At 48.8% G+C, this 16921-nt stretch carries 15 protein-coding genes; 13 read left to right on the forward strand and 2 right to left on the reverse strand.

The features are described from left to right. Positions 1–215 precede the first annotated feature (215 nt). Positions 216–1064, reverse strand: coding sequence for a hypothetical protein (locus ACUZ8J_RS03300; protein ID WP_446693056.1), 849 nt, complete (start codon positions 1062–1064; stop codon positions 216–218). Between the two features lie 292 nt (positions 1065–1356). On the opposite strand from ACUZ8J_RS03300, the gene ACUZ8J_RS03305 reads away from it, so the two are divergent. From ACUZ8J_RS03305 to ACUZ8J_RS03340, 8 genes are all read left to right on the forward strand, one after another. Then, a complete protein-coding gene (locus ACUZ8J_RS03305) occupies positions 1357–3435 on the forward strand; it encodes a TonB-dependent receptor (RefSeq protein WP_446693057.1) in 2079 nt (692 codons plus the stop codon). 235 nt (positions 3436–3670) lie between these two features. Then, the gene (locus ACUZ8J_RS03310; RefSeq protein ID WP_086902838.1) at positions 3671–5167 is read left to right on the forward strand and encodes an alkaline phosphatase; all 1497 of its coding nucleotides are present in this window, start codon (positions 3671–3673) and stop codon (positions 5165–5167) included. A 42-nt stretch (positions 5168–5209) separates the two neighbouring features. Then, positions 5210–6850: an alkaline phosphatase gene (locus ACUZ8J_RS03315; protein WP_011624102.1), complete on the forward strand. Its 1641-nt coding sequence runs from the start codon at positions 5210–5212 to the stop codon at positions 6848–6850. A gap of 108 nt (positions 6851–6958) precedes the next feature. Then, complete coding sequence (locus tag ACUZ8J_RS03320) at positions 6959–7705, forward strand: hypothetical protein (protein ID WP_446693058.1); 747 nt, start codon at positions 6959–6961, stop codon at positions 7703–7705. Between the two features lie 153 nt (positions 7706–7858). Next, entirely contained in the window at positions 7859–8689 is an 831-nt protein-coding gene (locus ACUZ8J_RS03325) for an AraC family transcriptional regulator (protein ID WP_446693059.1), read from the forward strand. Between the two features lie 90 nt (positions 8690–8779). After that, the gene (locus ACUZ8J_RS03330) at positions 8780–9484 is read left to right on the forward strand and encodes a LysE family translocator (RefSeq protein ID WP_446693060.1); all 705 of its coding nucleotides are present in this window, start codon (positions 8780–8782) and stop codon (positions 9482–9484) included. Positions 9485–9617: 133 nt separating this feature from the next. Beyond that, complete coding sequence (locus tag ACUZ8J_RS03335; protein ID WP_446693061.1) at positions 9618–10427, forward strand: hypothetical protein; 810 nt, start codon at positions 9618–9620, stop codon at positions 10425–10427. A 99-nt stretch (positions 10428–10526) separates the two neighbouring features. Beyond that, on the forward strand, positions 10527–11261 hold the full coding sequence (locus ACUZ8J_RS03340; RefSeq protein ID WP_446693062.1) for an Lcl domain-containing protein: 735 nt from the start codon (positions 10527–10529) through the stop codon (positions 11259–11261). A 50-nt stretch (positions 11262–11311) separates the two neighbouring features. Here the strand turns inward: ACUZ8J_RS03340 and ACUZ8J_RS03345 are convergent, their stop codons facing one another. Then, a complete protein-coding gene (locus ACUZ8J_RS03345; protein ID WP_446693063.1) occupies positions 11312–11854 on the reverse strand; it encodes a hydrolase in 543 nt (180 codons plus the stop codon). A 324-nt stretch (positions 11855–12178) separates the two neighbouring features. Between ACUZ8J_RS03345 and ACUZ8J_RS03350 the strand changes: the two genes are divergently transcribed. The 5 genes from ACUZ8J_RS03350 to aroG all read left to right on the forward strand — a co-directional run bounded on the left by ACUZ8J_RS03350 (position 12179) and on the right by aroG (position 16913). After that, positions 12179–12517: a P-II family nitrogen regulator gene (locus ACUZ8J_RS03350; RefSeq protein ID WP_011624095.1), complete on the forward strand. Its 339-nt coding sequence runs from the start codon at positions 12179–12181 to the stop codon at positions 12515–12517. Between the two features lie 10 nt (positions 12518–12527). Continuing rightward, entirely contained in the window at positions 12528–13778 is a 1251-nt protein-coding gene (locus ACUZ8J_RS03355) for an ammonium transporter (protein ID WP_011624094.1), read from the forward strand. Between the two features lie 116 nt (positions 13779–13894). Continuing rightward, on the forward strand, positions 13895–14242 hold the full coding sequence (locus ACUZ8J_RS03360) for a hypothetical protein (protein WP_109286224.1): 348 nt from the start codon (positions 13895–13897) through the stop codon (positions 14240–14242). A gap of 117 nt (positions 14243–14359) precedes the next feature. Continuing rightward, positions 14360–15547: a tetratricopeptide repeat protein gene (locus ACUZ8J_RS03365; RefSeq protein WP_446693064.1), complete on the forward strand. Its 1188-nt coding sequence runs from the start codon at positions 14360–14362 to the stop codon at positions 15545–15547. 307 nt (positions 15548–15854) lie between these two features. After that, positions 15855–16913, forward strand: coding sequence for a 3-deoxy-7-phosphoheptulonate synthase AroG (gene aroG / locus ACUZ8J_RS03370; protein ID WP_446693065.1), 1059 nt, complete (start codon positions 15855–15857; stop codon positions 16911–16913). Positions 16914–16921: the final 8 nt, after the last annotated feature.

Genomic DNA, 16921 nt, shown 5'->3' on the forward strand with positions numbered 1-16921 from the left:
AGTGCCGATGAGTAAAGGCGAGTCAGTTTGGCCTATGAGGTCGTTAACCTGTGGGTTTCTCATCTGTTCCTTGGAAAATGTGTCGTGATACGCGATGTATGCCTCTGTAATGAGCGTGCTCGGCCTCCAAGTTGGTTAGGAAGTATGTATGACTGTAGCAAAGGCTAAAGTGCTTTCAAGTTAACCGAATGAAATACCGTCAATTAGAGCGGATTTCAGTCCTTAGACTCTGACCGTTCGTTTGGGGAAAGACTTGGGTCGAGTTCACTATGGGCTTGCTGCCGGTATTGTTCGAATAAGCCTTCCTGTTTCATTTGCTTAAGGGTGGTGCTGAGTTTGGCCGCCAGTGCTTTATGGCGTTTATGCAGGTAGCCGAAGCTAATGAGGTCGTCCAATTCGCCCACGGGATGGATTTTACTGTGTTGAAATTCAGTGTATTTAAGGACTTGTTCCCCAATGGCTTCGGTATCTATGTAGATATCAATCCTATCGCGCAGCATACGGCGAAAGGAGTTTACGGGGGAAGACGAGGTGGTGATACGGTCCTGAGGCACTAGCCCTTCAAGTTTTTGTTCGATATAAAAAATCCCTCGATAATATTCAATACGATATGGATGACTCAGCAGTGAAGCCCAGTCCTGAATCAGCATATCGGGATGGATACCATAGGCGATGAGTTTAGTCTCGATCACGGGTTCTTCGATTCGGATTAAATTCTTAAATTTCAGTCCATAGGAAAATACCCGCGCCGGTTCACCATCGATTTTGCCCGAATCGGCCATTAGGCTGGCACGCATCGGCGGAACCAGTTGATAACTAAATCGATAACCAAGGCGAGCAAATGCCTCGGTGTAAATCAGCTCACCCAATCGAAAGTAAAGGTTGTCCTTAGGATCCTCATAAAACGCCATAGAAATAACGGGCATATCGGCTGTGGTGGGCGTTGGGGATATGGGGGAGGGATTGGCGCTGAGTGTCTGGCATAACAGTGGATTAAATAGTAAGCCTAAGCAGATGCTCAAGAAAAAAGCCTTTATTCCGTTGGGACGACAGGGGGCTTGCATAGGGTATCCTTAACCTTTTTAAGTGCTTAAAGTATAGACACTCTCGCAAAAGTGGGGGGATTTTGAGGTTGGTAATGTGAGCTGCCTTAGTTTGTTTATCGCGCAATAAAATGTGATCTTGAGGAGGACAATTTGTCCTTTTGCGGATAAAAACGTGCGATACAGCACGTAAAATAGAAAGATAACTGTCATTGGTGATTTTTTCCTCAGCAGAGTTTGAGCTTGCTCCGCTTTTTAACCGTGAAGACAGCGTTAAATCCGTGTCACTCATTCGTTGATGCGGGAAGGAAAAATGAAGTTATTCCATACGGTTGCAGGATGGCGAACCAAGGCTTATTTATCTGGAGTCTGGTTATTGCCGCTCTATGGTTTATCGGGTGTAAGCTTGGCCGACAGCGCAGATAATATTGAACGCTTAGAAGTGCGTGGCAGGCAAATTAATACCTTAGGCCATAGTACTTCGGCATCGGAAGGGATAGTGGGTGCGGCGGAAATCGAAAGTCGCCCGCTGCTGCGCACGGGGGAGATCCTCGAGTTTGTCCCCGGGATGATAGTCACTCAGCACAGTGGCTCGGGTAAGGCGAATCAGTATTTTCTACGCGGCTTTAACTTAGACCATGGCACAGATTTTAATACCCGTGTCGAAGGTATGCCGGTCAATATGCGGACACACGGCCATGGTCAAGGTTATACGGATCTTAATTTTTTAATCCCCGAGCTGTTAGGAGAAATCCGTTACGCCAAAGGAGCTTATTATCCTGAAGTGGCAGACTTTTCTGGCGCGGGTGCGGCGCAAATTCTGCTCGCCGATGAACTCGCTTATCGCCAAGTTGGGGTGACCATAGGGGAATACGGTTATCAACGGCTGGTGGCGACTCAGGATATGAAGACCGAGGTCGGCCGATTTATTTTAGGAACAGAGTTGCAGGCTTACGATGGCCCTTGGAGTGATATTAAGGAAGATGTCAGCAAGATCAATGTGGTAAGCCGTTATCTTACCAAACTTAATGGCGGGGACTTTAGCCTCACTATGATGGCCTACGACAATAGCTGGAATTCGGCGGATCAAATTCCGGCGCGGGCGGTGGAGTCTGGGCTGATTGATTTTTACGGTTCACTCGATACCGATGTGGGCGGTGATGCCAGTCGTTACAGCATTTCGGCGAATTATGACGCTGGCAACTGGCAGGCCAATGCCTATGCCATTCGCTCGACCATGGATCTGTTTTCAAACTTTACTTACTTCTTAAACGATCCCATCAATGGCGATGAATTTGAGCAGGTCGATGAGCGCACCATTTGGGGCGGCGATATTAAACGCGACTGGCAGATGAGTCTGGCGGGGACACAAGTCAATTACAGCCTAGGTGCCGATGTGCGCTACGACGATATTGGTGCCGTAGGCTTATACAACACTAAAGCACGGGAACGTCTCAGCACTGTGAGGCTCGATGAAGTGCAGGAACTCTCCACGGGATTATTTGGCAAGCTGGAGTGGTTGCCTGCTGATCAATGGCGTTTGAATTTAGGCTTGAGATACGACTATTTCGATGTGCAGGTCGATAGTGATAATCCCCTCAATAGCGGCGATGCTTCCGATGGCATGTTGAGTTTAAAGGCGGGCGCTTCCTACCTAGTGAACGATAATCTGGAACTCTATATGAATGCGGGGCAGGGATTGCATTCTAACGATGCCCGCGGTGCAACCATTAAGGTCGACCCTGTTACGGGCGATCCGGTTGAAAAGGTCGATTTGTTAGTCCGCTCCAATGGCGGCGAGTTTGGCGTCAAATACTATGATCGCGACTTTATTAACTTTTCGGCGGCGCTTTGGTATTTGGAACTCGACTCTGAACTACTCTTCGTCGGCGATGCGGGCAATACCGAACCAAGCCGCGCCTCTGAGCGTTACGGGGTTGAAGTCACAGCCTATTATTGGCTTAACGATGATTTGAGTTTAGATATGGAACTGGCCTGGACCCGTGCCCGTTTTACTGAGAATGAGCTCGATGAAGGCAAATATGTCGATGGTGCAGTGCCCTTTGTTGGCAGTGCGGGCATAACCTACCGTCCCGATGGCGATGGTTGGTATACCAGTGTCAGGCTGAGATATTTAGGCGAGCGGATCCTCGATAGTTTTGATGAGCATAAAGCCGATGACACGACTTTAGTGAACCTTGCCTTGGGTTATCAGATATCTGGCTTCGATACTAAGCTCGAGCTATTGAATATATTTGATAGCAAAGACCACGATATCGATTATTTCTACGAGTCTCGTCTAGCGGGTGAGCCAGCAGAAGGCGTGGAAGATTTGCATTATCATCCTGTTGAGCCGCGCATGGTGCGGGTGAGTGTCAGTTATCGTTTCTAATTTGAGTGACCATTCTTGAGTGACCATTGCTAGCGCCAATCGATACGCTAAGTTTGTTTCGCACCTAGGATAAACTTAGCGTTTTCTATTCTGTTTACTGCAATTATTCCGACATCTAGTTGCAATAAAAACGCCATTAAAATCACGCCAGTTCGTCATATATAGCATTGAAAATGTGGGCGCCTCTTAAGGGAATACCCTCATACACTCAATAATAAAATCGGTGATGAACGTGATGAATATTAAACGGATCGCTGCAGCTATCTCCTGCAGTTTAATGACGGTTGTAGCCCACGCTGCAGTCTTACCCGCAACCCAAACTGACAGTCAGTGGTTTAAAGACAGTGCAGCCAATGTTGCGGCTAAAGCGCAGCTTGAAACCAAGAAAACAGCTAAAAACGTAATTCTTTTTGTCGGCGACGGCATGAGTATCTCAACCTTAACTGCCGCCCGTATTCTGCAAGGACAGCAGCAAACTGGTAACCAAGGCGGTGAAGAAAACTTCTTAAGTTTCGAGCAGTTTCCCCACACGGCGTTAGTGAAAACCTATAACACTAACCAGCAAACGCCCGACTCGGCAGGTACCATGACTGCCATGGCGACCGGGGTAAAAACCAAAGCCGGTATCATCTCGATTTCAGACACCAGTTTACGTGGTAACTGTTTGTCTTCTAAAGGTAATGAACTAGTTTCTCTGGTTGACTTAGCCAATGCAAAAGGCTTATCGACCGGGATTGTCACGACCGCCCGTTTAACTCACGCGACGCCTGCCGCGACTTACGCTAAATCACCAGAGCGTGATTGGGAAGGCGATTTTAATCTGCCTGCCGAAGCCGTTGCGAATGGCTGTACCGATATCGCCAGCCAACTGGTGATGCGCGATGAAGCCAACTCACTTAGCGTTGCCTTGGGTGGCGGTCGCAGCTATTTCTTACCAAAAGAAGTCACTGACGGTGAGAACAAAGCCGGTAAACGTAAAGACGGTAAAGATCTGACCAAAGCTTGGGTCGAAAACTTTAGCAAAGCGGCTTACGTGTGGGACAAAAAAGGCTTCGATGCCATCGATGTCGCCAATACTGATCACTTACTCGGCCTCTTTAACCCATCCCATATGGAATACGAAGCTGACCGTGCCGATGACGTTGGTGGTGAGCCATCACTTTCAGAAATGACCGCGAAATCCCTCGAGATTTTAAAGAAAAACGATAAAGGCTTCCTGCTGATCGTGGAGTCGGGTCGTATCGACCATGGCCACCATGCGGGCAACGCTAACCGCGCCTTGACCGATGCGGTTGAGTTATCTAACGCAGTGAAAGCCGCAGTAGATGCAACCAGCAGCGACGACACCCTGATCATGGTAACGGCGGACCACAGCCATGTATTTACCATTGCAGGCTACCCAAAACGCGGTAACCCGATTTTAGGTTTAGTCCACGATGTGGATGGTTCGTTAGCCCTCGCTAACGACGGCAAGCCTTACACCACGCTGGCCTACACTAACGGCCCAGGCGCTGTGGTTGGCGTGCGTGACGACTTAACCTCGGTCGATACTCAAGACAAAGACTTCATGCAACAAGCACTTATCCCAATGGAAAGTGAGACTCACGCCGGTGAAGACATCAGCTTACACGCAATGGGCCCAGGTTCGAATCTGGTGCAGGGCGTGATTGAGCAGAACGTGATCTTCCACATTATCAACCAAGCCCAGCAGCTTGGCGGCACTAAGTACTAATAGGTCGGCTGCGACCTACAGTTCTCACTTTTGGAGTTAAAAATGAATAAGAAATTACTGGTACTCGCAATCTCTGCCATGCTGGGTTTAGCCGCATGCGGTAGCGATGGTGACAACGGCGCGGCAGGTACGCCGGGTTCGAATGGTTCTAACGGTTCCAATGGCAGCGACGGTAAAGACTGGACCGCAGTCAACCAATGGTATGTCGATGCTCAAGCGCGTGTGACTAAGGCCGATGGCCTGAGCGTGAACAACGATGTGGGCGCGGCGAAAAACGTGATCCTGTTTGTCGGCGATGGCATGGGTGTCTCGACTATCACTGCGGCGCGTATTTTAGAAGGCCAATTAAAGGGCAAGACGGGCGAAGAAAACTCTTTATCCTTCGAAACTCTGCCTTACGTCGGTTTATCTAAGACCTATAACGTCGATGGGCAAACACCAGATTCTGCGGGCACTATGTCGGCGATGATGACTGGGGTGAAAACCGATGTGGGCGTGATTTCACAGGCCGAAGGCGTAGTGCGTGCTAACTGCGCATCGACTAAAGATCAAAACTTAGTGACATCACTGGAACTGGCCGCCATGGCGGGTATGTCTACTGGTGTGGTCACCACAGCGCGTTTAACCCACGCAACACCTGCGGCAACCTATGCCCACGTGCCTGAGCGTGACTGGGAAGCCGACTCAAACCTGCCAGCCGAAGCCGTGACCAATGGCTGTAAAGATATCGCCGCGCAAATGCTCGACTTTAACTATGGCAATGGCTTAAACGTGATGATGGGCGGTGGTCGCCGCAGCTTTATTCCAAAAACCTTAATTGATCCAGAAGGTAAAGCGGGTAAGCGTAACGATGGTCGCGATCTGACTGCCGAATGGTTAGCTAAGTACACTAATGCGGCCTACGTTCAGGACAGAGATGGTTTCCTCAATGTGGATGTTGCCAGCACTGACCATTTATTGGGCCTGTTCAACTCATCCCATATGGAATACGACTACGACCGCACCGAAGCGGGCGTGAAGGGCGAGCCATCACTTGCTGAGATGACAGCCAAGTCGATTGATATTCTGAAGAAAAACACCAAAGGCTATGTGCTGATTGTCGAAGCGGGTCGTATCGACCATGCGCACCATGCGGGTAACGCCGCTCGTGCCCTGTACGACACAGTGGCGCTTTCAGAAGCAGTCCGTGTTGCGATGGAAAAAACCTCGGCAAACGACACTCTGTTAATGGTGACGGCTGACCACAGCCATGTGTTCACCATCGCAGGTTATCCAACCCGTGGTAACCCAATCTTAGGTCTGGTGAAGAGTAACGATGCGAACGGTATCGCCGAAGTGACTAACTCAACCGACGCTAACGGTTTGCCTTACACAACAGTAGGTTATGCCAACGGCATGGGTTATGCGTCATTAGCAACGGGTGGTGATGAGCGTTATAACTTCCCAGTGGATGCTGGCCGTAAGGACTTGAACTTTGTAGATACCCAAGATGTTGGATTCCATCAAGAAGCCCTAGTGCCATTAAGCGATGAAACCCATGCGGGTGAAGACGTGGCGATTTTTGCCCGTGGCCCAAGCTCGGATCTGGTTCAAGGTACGGTTGAACAAAACCATATCTTCCACGTGATGAACCGTGCGGCGAACTTGGTCGCGAAAGCGGAAGCTGCAATGGCGGCGAAGTAAGCCAAATGCCGATGGCGGGCTGTCCTGCCATCGGCTTTTATCTAACTGTCTGTAGAGACGTTAGTCTGTAATGCGAGTTATACAATTAGCGTGTAAGTGAGAAATAACATGAGCAAACTCCTCTTAGTCACTCTGGTATCGACGTTAGCCTCCCCTGTGATGGCCTTAGCCACTCCCGTTAGCGCTGCTTCTGCCAATCAGGCCAATGCACAATGCGCAACACTTGAGGCCAGCCATTTAAAAGCCCAGTACCAAGTCACCAATGCTAAGGGGCAAAGCTGGCAGATGACCCTGCTAAGAGATGGACAAGATTTTATTATTCAACGGGATAATACCACCTTCGAACAATGGGCACCCAATGGCGAATATGTGCGTTATTTCCCCGTTGAAAAACGCTCAGTCACCTATCGCAAGGGCGACTTAAGGGCGCTAAACATTCAGCACGACCGCGATCAGTTGTACCATGTAGTGTCTCCTGCATTGCCTGCCCATATGGCTAAAACTGAGCTAAAACAATTGCCTTGTTTTGTGGCTCAAGGCTTTGCGGGTAAGGTGAATGGCATGGACAGCCAGCTCGACTGGATTGCCAGCATTGAACTGCCACAGCAATTTAACTTAGGCGATGTATTAAGTTACCAGTTGCTCAAGGTTGAACCTTACAGCCACGAAGCGTTTGCCGCTTTAACCCAGAATTATCAAGATATTGATTTTGCCGATGTGGGCGACAGTGAGTCCGACCCCTTTATCGCCAAGATGATCAACCAAGGCTTTATCGAACACGGTAGCAGTGGTTTTTATAACAGCGAAGGCCATGCCATTGAGGCACAAGGCGGCCACGGCAGTCATTCGCACTAATCCAGTATTTGGGATCTCACAAAACGCCCGCATTCGGGCGTTTTGTATTTTTGGGGAGGGCACTGCAATAATTTACTATTCGAGCCAAGTTCTCGGCGGCTAGAATGAGTAGTATCTAAAGTTGTGTTTGCCCTGTGAGATTAAGCTTGCCCTATGAGCCGTGTGACTCCCGCTGAAAATATCAATTACTGGCGCCATCCCAGCCTCTCGGGCATTGAACTGAGTCAGGCGGAATTTACCCATTTCAGTTTTGATAAACACGTGCATCTGGATTACCACTTAGGGGTTGTGACTCAAGGGGCGCAGCAATTTATCAATAAGGGCAGTCGTTATCAGCTAGGGCAACATGGACTGTCGACCCTTAATCCCGATGAAACCCACGATGGACAAAGCCGCGACGCCGAAGGTTATCGGGTTAAGGTGATGTCGATCCCCGTGGAGTATATGAACAGCATTAGCCAAGAAATGGGGCTCAAGGCCCATTTCTTTAATGCGCCTATGGTGGATGACCCCGCGTTATATCAATACTTTATCCAGTTGCATGATGTACTCATCCAAGGCCAATGCTCTGAGCTGGCGGCCGAGTCGCACCTGTTGAATTTTATGCAGTTGTTATTGATGCGCCATCCCACGGGAATGCTGAATTTACGGCAGGATAGGGGGTTATCATGGCAGCAGTTAAATCGCATCAAACAGAAAATTCATGATGAGCCGTGGCAAAACACTCAACTTGAGGCGTTGGCCGATGAGGTTAACCTGAGTAAGTTTCAGTTTTTACGCCAATTTAAACTGGCGACCGGGATGACACCCCATGCCTATCTAAAGCGGGTGCGATTAGAGTTAGCGAAAAAGTCCTTAACCCATGGCGCACTGGTGGCAGATGTGGCGCAGCAGTTAGGCTTTTTCGACCAGAGTCATCTAAATAAGGCGTTTAAGCAGGCCTTTTTACTCTCACCCGTCCAATTTCAGCGGCGCATGCTTTAAGGTAAATTAGCCGCGTGCAATTTCTTACAATGCAGGTGCTGCAGGCTTGGGCATACTGGCGTTCTTACATGTATTTGCGGAGCCCTATTGATGGATGTATCCCTGTTAGTCACCTTAGCCGTTATTCACTGCGTAGCCTTAGTCAGCCCCGGGCCGGATTTCGCCATTATGGTGAAGATTGCTACCTCGCAGCCGCGAAACACCGCAATTGCCACGGCGGCGGGAATATCGGTAGCGATTTTAGCCCATACCATTTTGAGTTTAACTGGCGTCAGCTTAGTGATTAAAAGCTCCCATAGCTTGTATCTCTTAGTGCAATTGCTAGGCGCTTCGTATTTGGCGTGGATGGGATTTGGCGCGCTTAAGGCTGCGGTCGCCTTTTTCAGTAAACCCAAAACCGTATTAAACGGCGAGGGCACAGATCCCTCTGTATTTACAACAACCTCGGAAACCAGCCTTGATATGCCTACGGCGGGCGCGGTAAACGCCTTATCACCTAAACAGGGGTTTATGCGAGGGCTTTATACCAATTTATTGAATCCTAAAGCCTTAGTGTTTTTCTTAACCCTATTCTCTGCCCTGATCACCCCGAGCGTGACTCCGGTGACTAAATTCGCCGCCGCGTTGATGTTATTTGTGTTGTCACTGCTCTGGTTTGGCTTTCTGGCGCTGATGCTCTCAAAAGCCAAGGTACAGCAAAAGCTGCAACGACTCACACCTATCATCGATGGGGTGATTGGGTTGATCTTTATGTCGGTGGCGGTAGCGATAGTGTCTAATTTGCTGCTGGCCTAACGGGGTGACTGTGGGGCTGTGATGCGGCTTACAGCACATAAGCTTGGGGGGATTATGTGTGTTTATCCCTTCTTAGCTATGGTATCCTTGCGAAGTCTTAATTTGGATGTTTTTGACTTTAAAGGAAAAAATCATGTCTAGTCGCCCGTTTTTTCAAGTTTTTTCAGCGATTAATCGACTCTCGCGTTTAGGGCTTTATACGGGTTTGTTGCTGGGGAGTCTTAGCGCAACGCCACAGGCTTTGGCTGCCCTAGAGGCGGAGTACGTGCCGCAGGTGCAAGCCTTGATTGATGCGGCCAAGGCGGGTGATCGTCAGGCGATTGCCGAGCAAATTTCTTATCCCCTCCAGCGGGAATACCCGCTCCCCGATGTGCAAAATCCACAACAATTGCTGACGAGATTTCAGCAAGTCTTTGATAGCAAGTTGCTGAGTCAAATCGCCAATTCGACCACAGAGAACAACTGGGAGACTATGGGCTGGCGCGGCATTATGCTCGACCACGGCAGTGTCTGGTTGGATTTCGATGGCAAAATCTCGGGCATTAATTATCAAAGCCCAGAGGAAGCTAAGCTAAGGGATGAACTGATCGCCCAGCAAAAAGCGATGTTACACGAGAGTGTGCGCGAGTTTGCTAGCCCTGAGCTGGCGTGGGAAACCGAGCGATTTATCATACGTGTCGATGCCCTCGATCGTCAGCAATACCGTTATGCCGCTTGGGCAAAGGGTAAATCCCTGAGCGAGAAACCTGATTTAGTCCTCAAAAAGGGGAAGTTAGTCCTCGATGGTAACGGCGGCAATCATTCCTTCCAGTTTAAAAGCGGTCCCTATCTCTATGTTTGCGATGTGATTGTGCTCAGCGCCGAAGAAAGACCCATAGGTGAGCTGTTGGTTTACAAGAACGACCAATTACTGGTGCAGGAGCCTGTGATTAAGGCGTTATAGCTTAATTGGCCATTCGCTTAAGGCTAATTCCCTGAAGCGAATGCCATCAAGCTTGTCTGTAACTGTCTTTTTACCACCACTGGATTAAGGTTTGTTGTCATGATTAATCCCACTAAAATCGCCATATTCAGCAGTGCCATAGTGCTGTTGTTTTTACTGACAGAATGTCGCCCAAAAGAGCAAATTCCCCTGTGTGGCCACGTCGAAGGGACGCCAATCGATACCAGCTTTGATGGCGGCCTCGATAATAACGACCGCACCCTAGCATCAACCAACTGCCTAAAAATCAAAGCGCTTTACGATAAAAGCGATCGCCAGACGAAATGGTTTAGCAGTTCGCCCTCCATCGCCGTGATGAATGCCTTGGGTTATCTTGAACAAGATGATGCCAACAACCGTGGCGATAGCTATGCGATGACGTTTAACGTACAGGAGGAGTTTGTATTTGGCCCGAGCCGAGGCGAATATGCCCTGTTTCGTCAGGACGGTAAAGGGGTCATCTTACCCGGCACCGAAGCGGCCAAGGGCAATGAGGCCAAGATTGGTGTCGATGGACAGTTTGACCGCTGGTGCCAAAAAATGGCTTCACTCGAGTTTGCAGGTAAAGACAATTGGCGCAGGCCAACAGAGCAGGAGTTAAACACTCTCTATGGGTACGGCGAGAGTCGTGCAGCCTATCAACGTGCGCAGTGGAGTTCGACGATTGACTCTTGGTCTAGCACTGTCAATGAGACCGAATTCGTGGCCGGCATTATCTCTGTTGCCCCCAGCGGCTATAGTTCGCGCAGTTATGCCAATAGTGCTAACTACGCCGTTTGTGTCGCCGCGTTTTGAATACTAAAGAGAGCTTGAATAAGCTCTCTTCTCGTCTCATTTAATCAGCCTTATTTAATCAACTTAATCAGCGCCTTAAATCGGTCGCCTTGGGCTTCGTGTTGCAGTTCAAATAACAGTGACTCCACATTGGTGAGAGTGGCTCCCTTGGCGGTCATCATTTGAATGCCCAGCTGTTTATTGTCAACGCTGCGGGAAGACACCGCATCAGCGACAAGATGCACAGAGTAGTGTTGGTCGAGCAGATCCCGGCAAGTTTGGTACACGCAGACGTGGGTTTCTATCCCCGCAAGCAACACCTGTTTGCGTCGAGATTTCGTGAGTGCATTGGCAAATTCATCACAATACCAACCGCTAAAGTGCTGCTTGGCAATGGGCGAGCCAGTTCTTTCGAGCAAGGATTTTAACTCTTCGGTGGTCGAGCCAAGTTTGGCGGGCAATTGCTCGAGCCAGAGGATGGGGATTTCAAACAGCTGTGCACCTTGGATAAGTGTACTCAACTGCTGATGAAGCTTGGCTGAGTTATCCATGATCTGAGCAAGCTTTCCCTGCACATCGACGATAACGAGTACACATTCTTCGGGTTTTAACATCGGGCGTTCCTTCTGCGCGGGTGGATAAAGGCATCGTTTAGCGATTGCTCTGCTTATTTTGTGAATTGTGTGTTTTTTGCACTGTTAGTAAACCCTAATTGGGCAGCCTCACCAATAGGGCAAAGGTCGAATATGGCGTGCACTTAAATTGCTCACTAAAAGAGTGCGTCGCCCCCACGCTTGCACAAGTCTGGTGCATTTTTAATCGAACTATTCCTGACTAATCTTTTTTATTTCTTTTAAATCAATAAATTAAAATTCTGGCCTGATGATTGAATTATCTTGGCTACAAGTTAATAACAATCGCGTTTTTTGGAGGTCAGGATGAAACTAGTCAGCGCTATCATCAAGCCATTTAAATTGGATGATGTCCGTGAAGCTATCGCCGGTATTGGTATTGAGGGGATGACGGTGACCGAGGTTAAAGGTTTTGGCCGTCAAAAGGGGCACACGGAGTTGTATCGTGGCGCCGAGTATCAGGTGGATTTTTTGCCAAAAGTAAAACTAGAAATTGCCACTAAAGCAGAAAATCTCGACATGCTGATTGAGGCGATTACCAGTGCGGCTCATACGGGAAAAATTGGTGACGGAAAGATTTTCGTTATCGACTTAGAACATGCCATCCGTATTCGTACGGGTGAACTCGACACTGAAGCGCTATAGGGGGCGGAAGATGGAAGAACTAACAAAATTAGGCGTGACAGTCTCTGAACTGCGCTTTGCACTCGACACCTTTTATTTTTTGATTTCAGGCGCTTTGGTTATGTGGATGGCGGCGGGTTTTGCCATGCTCGAAGCCGGCCTAGTGCGCTCTAAAAACACCACCGAAATTTTAACTAAAAACGTGGTGTTATACGCGATTGCCTGTGTGATGTACCTATTGGTTGGCTACAACATTATGTACGTCGACAATGCCGAAGGCGGTTGGTTGCCTTCACTCGGTACGCTGATTGGCTCACAAGCCGAAGATGCAAACCATGCCTTAGAATCTGACTTCTTCTTCCAAGTGGTGTTTGTGGCAACGGCGATGTCGATTGTCTCTGGCGCCGTGGCGGAGCGGATGAAGTTATGGGCTTTCCTGTTCTTCTCCGTGGTGATGACAGGCATTATCTATCCTGTTGAAGGCTACTGGACTTGGGGTAAAGGCTTTATCTCTAGCTTAGGTTTTGTGGACTTTGCGGGTAGCGGTATTGTGCATATGACAGGTGCTGCGGCGGCTATCGCTGGGGTGTTATTGCTCGGTGCTCGTAAGGGCAAATACGGCCCTAACGGCCAAGTGAATCCGATTCCAGGCTCTAACCTACCAATGGCAACCTTAGGGATGTTTATCCTGTGGATGGGCTGGTTTGGTTTCAACGGTGGCTCACAATTAATGGTTTCAGATGCGGCCAACGCTAGCTCTGTCGCTAAAGTCTTCGTGAACACCAACACCGCGGCCGCTTTTGGTGCTATCTCTGCCCTAGTTGTGTGCAAAATGATTTGGGGTAAAGCGGACTTAACTATGATCTTAAACGGCATTCTGGCAGGCTTAGTGGCGATTACTGCCGATCCGCTGTCGCCTTCGCTGCTGATGGCAGGGGTGATTGGTGTGGTTGCTGGTGGTTTAGTGGTGTTCTCTATCGTGGGTCTGGACAGAATCAAGATCGACGACCCAGTGGGCGCGATTTCTGTGCACGGCGTTGCGGGTTTCCTCGGTTTGATGTGTGTACCCTTATCAAATGCCGACGCCACTATCACAGCGCAATTAACTGGCGCAGCGATAATCTTCGCATGGGTATTTAGCGCGTCGTTTGCGGTGTGGTTTGTACTGAAGATGACTATGGGCATCCGTGTTTCTGAGGAAGAAGAATATAACGGTATGGATGCATCTGACTGTGGTATCGACGCTTACCCAGAGTTTGTGACTGTCAAAAGTGCAGGCTAACAGGTATTGATATCACTTGATGCCTCTAAGGGATAAGAGGATAGTAAAGCAGAGCCAAGTGCTCTGCTTTTTTTATGGGTCTTCGACTGCCATGCTGATACCACAAGGAGTGAACAATGCGCTTATTCTTTGATTCCACTGGACAACTCAGACGCACCTGTTTGCTTGGGGGCATTCTGAGTGCACTCATAACCTTGCCCGCTTTTGCAGGGCAAGTCGTAGTGACTCGCTCGGATGAGCCTTTCGATGCTTTTGCCGTGCGCGATCAAGTGTTGAAAGACTATGAATGGCAGGAATCTTTGCGAAGACAGGAGCAAATTCAAATTCTGCAGGCCTTGCCACTCGGTTGTATCGCGCAGGTAAAGCCTTACCCTTACTTCACTTGTGGTCAGGATAACTACCGTCCCTATCGTTATCAGCAGCAGGATGTGTATATCAAGGTTGACCCTCCGGCGCAGCGTTAACCTTTAAGCTGCCGCAATCCTTTGGGCAGGCCGTTATTTTTTGTAACCATTTTATGACGTCTTTTTGGCCAAGTGTAATAAGCTCAAATAGGAGCCTTATGGTCTGGGGGACGTATTATGATACAACTGCGCACCATCTCTAGCGGTATATTCTGCTCATTATTATTTTTATTATTATGGGGTTGTAGCTCGACAGCCCCAAAACCTAGTGATGATGAGATAGATGCCCTATTTGCAGATTCGTTATTTAAATCTGTCAGCAATATTCCTAGCGTCGAGGATATTTTCAGCCTTCCGCCCTCGGTCGCAGCCGATGTCCGGCGAGCCTACGACCGCTACAGCTTATCGACTAAAAACCCCGTCGCGGTGCATGAATGGTTAGCCAGTTATATCAATGCCAATCAGCTCGGCGGCCACAGCGATTTTCACTATCAAGATAATTTGACTCAAACCGCCAGCGAAACCTACGCCCAGCGCGCGGGGAATTGTATGTCGCTGGTGGTGATGACATCGGCACTCGCGGATGTGTTTAAAATTGGCACTGAATTTCAGGATATTGCGATTGAACCCGTATGGGACAAACAGGGCGAGTTTTATTTGATTAACGGCCATGTCAATCTACGCTTGCTACCCGCCGAGAGCGTGCACACTGTGTATGTGTCGGCCCATGCAATTCTGGTCGACTTTATGCCCGAGCGCGCCCTGCGAGGCTACAACAAAGTGCAAATCAATCGCCAGACCTTAACCAGTATGTTCTATAACAATATGGCCGCCGAATCCTTGGTCGAAGGGGATTTAGACCGCGCCTATGCGCTGATTAAAGCGGGCTTAAAATCAGGACACTTTATTCCTGCTCTCAACACCTTAGCCGTGATTTATCGCCACAAGGGCGATGAAACGCGGGCCGAGCAAGTCTATCGCTATGCACTCAAATATGATGCCGATGATATGACGACGCTTTATAACTTGGCGGTGATTTTAGGTGAGCAGGGCCGTTTGGAAGAGTGGGCGCAGGTCAATAAAGTGCTGGAGTTAGCGCGTATTCGTAATCCTTATTACTACTACGATATGGGTGAACAGGCCTATGACGAGCACCAATACAGCGAGGCGCTCGCTTGGTATCAAAGGGCCGTAGATAAAGCCGATTATCGCCATGAGTTTTTCTTTGGCCTGTCACGCACCTATTGGGCGCTGGGGGATGAAAAACGCGCCAAACTCAATATGGAAAAAGCCATGGCTCTAAGCCGCGAAGCCACAGATAAACATCGCTATCAGGCAAAACTGCAGGCCATGCAGCAACATTAATCCTTTACTCAACCTCCTTTGTTTGCGTTTAACTACTGGCAAAGGAGGTTTTTTATTTCCGCTTTCACCACCGTTTGCTTCCAGCCCCAACACTCGTTTGGCTTTAGTTTGCATATCACATTGAAATATTTGAATTTGTATTTTTTAAAAATATGTTAAAACAATACGTTATATTTGATTTCTTGAAATGGAGACAACTTGGTTGCATTAGCGGCGCAGACTGGATAAATTGAACTCAGTATTGCAGTTGAGATCCCCTATTGCAGCGATAAAAATAGCCTAAACACGAGAGTTGGAGCAGTAAATTATGTATTACCAAAATGATGACGTTCGCATTAATGAAGTCAAAGAGTTACTTCCACCGATTGCGATTCTAGAACGATTTCCTGCCTCCGAAAACGCTGCTGCAACTGTGTTTAACGCCCGCCAAAGCATTCATAACATTCTTGCCCGCCAAGACGATCGTTTGTTAGTGGTCATTGGTCCTTGCTCAATTCACGATCCTAAGGCTGCATTGGAATATGGCCAGCGACTGGTTGCGCTCAGAGAACGTTATCAAGATCAGCTCGAAGTGGTGATGCGTGTTTATTTTGAAAAGCCGCGTACTACAGTGGGTTGGAAGGGGCTCATCAACGATCCTTATATGGATAACAGCTTCAAGCTGAACGATGGTTTACGTACCGCGCGTAAACTTTTAGTCGATTTGAATGACTCTGGCATGCCTACCGCAGGTGAGTTTCTCGATATGATCACTCCGCAATATGTGGCGGATATGATGTGCTGGGGCGCGATTGGTGCGCGCACCACAGAATCGCAGGTGCATCGTGAATTAGCTTCTGGGTTATCTTGCCCTGTAGGCTTTAAAAATGGCACTGACGGCACGATCAAGGTGGCGATTGATGCCATCGGCGCCGCGAATGCGCCGCACCACTTTTTATCGGTAACCAAATTTGGCCATTCGGCGATTGTGTCGACCAAAGGTAATCCTGATTGCCATATCATTTTGCGTGGCGGCCGTGAGCCTAATTACAGTGCCAGCCATGTTGCGCAGATCAGCGAACAACTGAAAAAAGCCAAGCTTGTCGATAACATTATGATCGACTTTAGCCATGCCAACAGCAGCAAACAATATCAACGCCAGATGGACGTCGCGAACGATGTGGCCGAGCAAGTGGCCGCGGGTAATAAGGCGATTTTTGGTGTGATGGTTGAAAGCCACTTAGTGGAAGGTCGCCAAGATCTGATTGAAGGCCAGGCGCTATGTTATGGCCAGAGTATTACGGATGCCTGTATTGGCTGGGATGATACCGAGCATCTGTTAGATGTGTTAAATCAGAGCGTTATTGCACGCCGCCAGCGGGTCTAAGTCCTGAA

It is taken from the genome of Shewanella sp. Koi 1 (genome assembly GCF_052907445.1).

Bases quoted from the DNA above. Each gene is read 5' to 3' on its own strand.
- ACUZ8J_RS03300 (WP_446693056.1), bottom strand. From the start codon at position 1,064: ATGCAAGCCCCCTGTCGTCCCAACGGAATAAAGGCTTTTTTCTTGAGC.
- ACUZ8J_RS03305 (WP_446693057.1), top strand. From the start codon at position 1,357: ATGAAGTTATTCCATACGGTTGCAGGATGGCGAACCAAGGCTTATTTA.
- ACUZ8J_RS03310 (WP_086902838.1), top strand. From the start codon at position 3,671: ATGAATATTAAACGGATCGCTGCAGCTATCTCCTGCAGTTTAATGACG.
- ACUZ8J_RS03315 (WP_011624102.1), top strand. From the start codon at position 5,210: ATGAATAAGAAATTACTGGTACTCGCAATCTCTGCCATGCTGGGTTTA.
- ACUZ8J_RS03320 (WP_446693058.1), top strand. From the start codon at position 6,959: ATGAGCAAACTCCTCTTAGTCACTCTGGTATCGACGTTAGCCTCCCCT.
- ACUZ8J_RS03325 (WP_446693059.1), top strand. From the start codon at position 7,859: ATGAGCCGTGTGACTCCCGCTGAAAATATCAATTACTGGCGCCATCCC.
- ACUZ8J_RS03330 (WP_446693060.1), top strand. From the start codon at position 8,780: ATGGATGTATCCCTGTTAGTCACCTTAGCCGTTATTCACTGCGTAGCC.
- ACUZ8J_RS03335 (WP_446693061.1), top strand. From the start codon at position 9,618: ATGTCTAGTCGCCCGTTTTTTCAAGTTTTTTCAGCGATTAATCGACTC.
- ACUZ8J_RS03340 (WP_446693062.1), top strand. From the start codon at position 10,527: ATGATTAATCCCACTAAAATCGCCATATTCAGCAGTGCCATAGTGCTG.
- ACUZ8J_RS03345 (WP_446693063.1), bottom strand. From the start codon at position 11,854: ATGTTAAAACCCGAAGAATGTGTACTCGTTATCGTCGATGTGCAGGGA.
- ACUZ8J_RS03350 (WP_011624095.1), top strand. From the start codon at position 12,179: ATGAAACTAGTCAGCGCTATCATCAAGCCATTTAAATTGGATGATGTC.
- ACUZ8J_RS03355 (WP_011624094.1), top strand. From the start codon at position 12,528: ATGGAAGAACTAACAAAATTAGGCGTGACAGTCTCTGAACTGCGCTTT.
- ACUZ8J_RS03360 (WP_109286224.1), top strand. From the start codon at position 13,895: ATGCGCTTATTCTTTGATTCCACTGGACAACTCAGACGCACCTGTTTG.
- ACUZ8J_RS03365 (WP_446693064.1), top strand. From the start codon at position 14,360: ATGATACAACTGCGCACCATCTCTAGCGGTATATTCTGCTCATTATTA.
- aroG (WP_446693065.1), top strand. From the start codon at position 15,855: ATGTATTACCAAAATGATGACGTTCGCATTAATGAAGTCAAAGAGTTA.